Origin of the sequence: Parafannyhessea sp., assembly GCF_051876455.1 — a bacterium.
In the GTDB taxonomy this organism is placed as follows: Bacteria; Actinomycetota; Coriobacteriia; order Coriobacteriales; family Atopobiaceae; genus Parafannyhessea.
In genome coordinates this window covers 1-2,257 of the sequence record NZ_JBJEHW010000151.1, presented here as the reverse complement: position 1 = coordinate 2,257, position 2,257 = coordinate 1, and the positions used below count along the sequence as shown (strand labels likewise).

The window sequence follows — 2,257 nt, the reverse complement described above, 5'->3', positions numbered from 1 at the left end:
CAGCGACCTGGACTAGTGCCACCGGAGGTGAGCCGCGCCAATCGCGCGCATGCCTCCGCTACAGATTGAGCTGAGAATCGGCCTTCCCCTGCCCATGGTGGGGGAGGGCCGCTTTCTTGTCCCGAGCCGCGTAGGCTGCGGGTATCGCGTCGCCCGGGTCGAGTGCCTCGGGAGAGAGCTCGACGAGCCCATCCCAGAAGCGCTTGGGCATCCATTTGGCACGGAGGTCGTATCCGCGCTGCGAGGCGTCCCTTCCGTCCAGACCCACGGAGTCGTAGAAGCGCCTCCACATGGCATGCACGTACTTCTCGCCCGCCGCGGTCTGGTCGGATGCGGCCGCGATCTCGTCGCAGAGGCGCCGGTCGACCTTTGACACGGAGCAGCGCCTCTGCCCACGCTCATGTAGGACAACGGTGAGGTGCTTGGGGTCGATCATGCAGAACCTCTCATCCCTCATGCGTGCCGCAAAGTAGCCGCAGGCGAGGGGGAGGGTGTCGGCCTTGGGGCGAAACGAGCAGAAGTACGACCCGTCCGCGAGGAGCGAGAAGCGCGCGAACTGCCTGGTGTGCTCGCATTCGGTCAGCGTGTAGCGTGCGAGGGAGTCGAGACTCGCCACCCTGGCGTCGGATAGCATGTTGCGGATCTTTGGGCCGACCTCGAAGCCCAGGCGCATGTAGGCGTGCACGGCCTCGGGAACGTCGTCGCCATCGTTTGCGGCCGCGAGTGCGAGCCTGGTCGCGCAGGAGGCCTTGCAGTTCGCGGGGCAGGAGCCTGACCTCTTGAGGGGGCATCCCGCGCTCACGCGCCTCTCGAACCCGCGATAGACGCGCGAGGCGAAGGCGACCGTCCCGTCGAGCGAGACGTCGGGCACGGTCACGAGGCTCTCGTCGAGAGCGGGCTGTGCCGCTTCCGCCCTGCAGAGCCGCAGAGTGCGCTCGGATGCGCGTGCGAGGTAGCCCATCCCCACCCCTGCGAGCATCGACTCGAGGCTGCCGTCACAGCACAGCGCGACGCGTCGGCCGTCGGCAATGGCATCGCGTACCTCGCGCGCGGCCTCGAGGACCTCGGCGGAGGGAGAGTCCGCGCCTGGGTCAGAAGAGGCTGAGCTGCCCCTCCGCGACGCGACGGGTCTTGTTGTATCTGCTCTGTCGTGCACCCTTTGCCACCTCGCTTCTGATGAGCTCCTCGTCCAGCGGTGCCTCCCTGTCGCGCCTGCCGTTGCAGCTGATGAAGTAGCGGGCGCGCTTCATGGTCAGGTTCAGGGTCTTGAGGTCCTCGAAACCCAGTGGCTTTGCCCTTCGCGCGGCGATGATCCTCCTGGCGCCCACGGGACCGATGCCCGGTACCCTGAGCAGCTCCTCGAGGCTTGCGGCATTCACCTCCACGGGGAATCGGTCCTGGTGGGTGAGCGCCCACGCGAGCTTTGGGTCGAGGTCGAGGTCGAGCCAGGGCGAGTCTGGCGTCACGAGCTCGTCTGGACCGAATCCGTAGTAGCGCATGAGCCAGTCGGCCTGGTAGAGCCTGTGCTCGCGCCTCAGCGGGACGGGCGTCTGCTGGTCCGGGAGCCTGCTGTCGTCCATCATGGGGATGTAGGCCGAGAAGAACACCCTCCTGAGGTCGAACTTCTGGTACAGGGAGGCGGACAGCCTGAGTATGTGGCTGTCGTCCTCCGGGGACGCGCCTATGATGAGCTGCGTCGACTGGCCCGCGGGCGCGAACTTCCGCCTGCGTGACCCGACCTCGTCCCTCGGCCTGAGCGTCATCGCCGCCGCGTTCAACCTGAGTCCCATGTTCGAGACGCCGTCGGCGGGCCTCCCCGCACCCCTTTCGTGCCGCCTTGCGAGGGCGGCCCTCTGGCGTGGGTCGGCCAGGATGCGGCTCGACTCCTCCTCCCGCTCCGAGTGGATCCGCGACATGGAGCTCACGATGCTTTTGGGGTCCTTCTCGGGACAGAGCGCCGAGAGCGAGCTCGAGCTGGGGAGCTCCAGGTTGGCGCTCAGCCTGTCTGCGAGGCGCCCGATCCTCTCGATGAGCTCGGGCGAGGTGCCTGGGATGACCTTCGCGTGGACGTAGCCGTTGAAGTGGAGCTCCTCCCGCAGCACGCGGAGGCACTCGATCATGCGCTCCGTCGTGTTGTCAGGCGTTCCCAGCACGCCTGAGCTGAGGAACAGCCCCTCGATGTAGTTGCGCTTGTAGAAGTCCACCGTGAGCTCCGCGAGCTCGCGGGGTTCGAACGTCGCCCGTCTGCAGCTCGCAC

2 protein-coding genes are annotated in these 2,257 nt (G+C 67.1%); both read right to left on the bottom strand.

Going from position 1 to position 2,257, the window contains the following annotated elements; translation table 11 throughout:
- Positions 1 to 58 precede the first annotated feature (58 nt).
- On the bottom strand, positions 59 to 961 hold the full coding sequence (locus ACI38Z_RS06655) for a DUF4130 domain-containing protein (RefSeq protein WP_439789409.1): 903 nt from the start codon (positions 959 to 961) through the stop codon (positions 59 to 61).
- A 130-nt stretch (positions 962 to 1,091) separates the two neighbouring features.
- On the bottom strand, positions 1,092 to 2,257 hold a 1,166-nt coding region (locus tag ACI38Z_RS06650; protein WP_439789408.1), incomplete at its 5' end, for a putative DNA modification/repair radical SAM protein.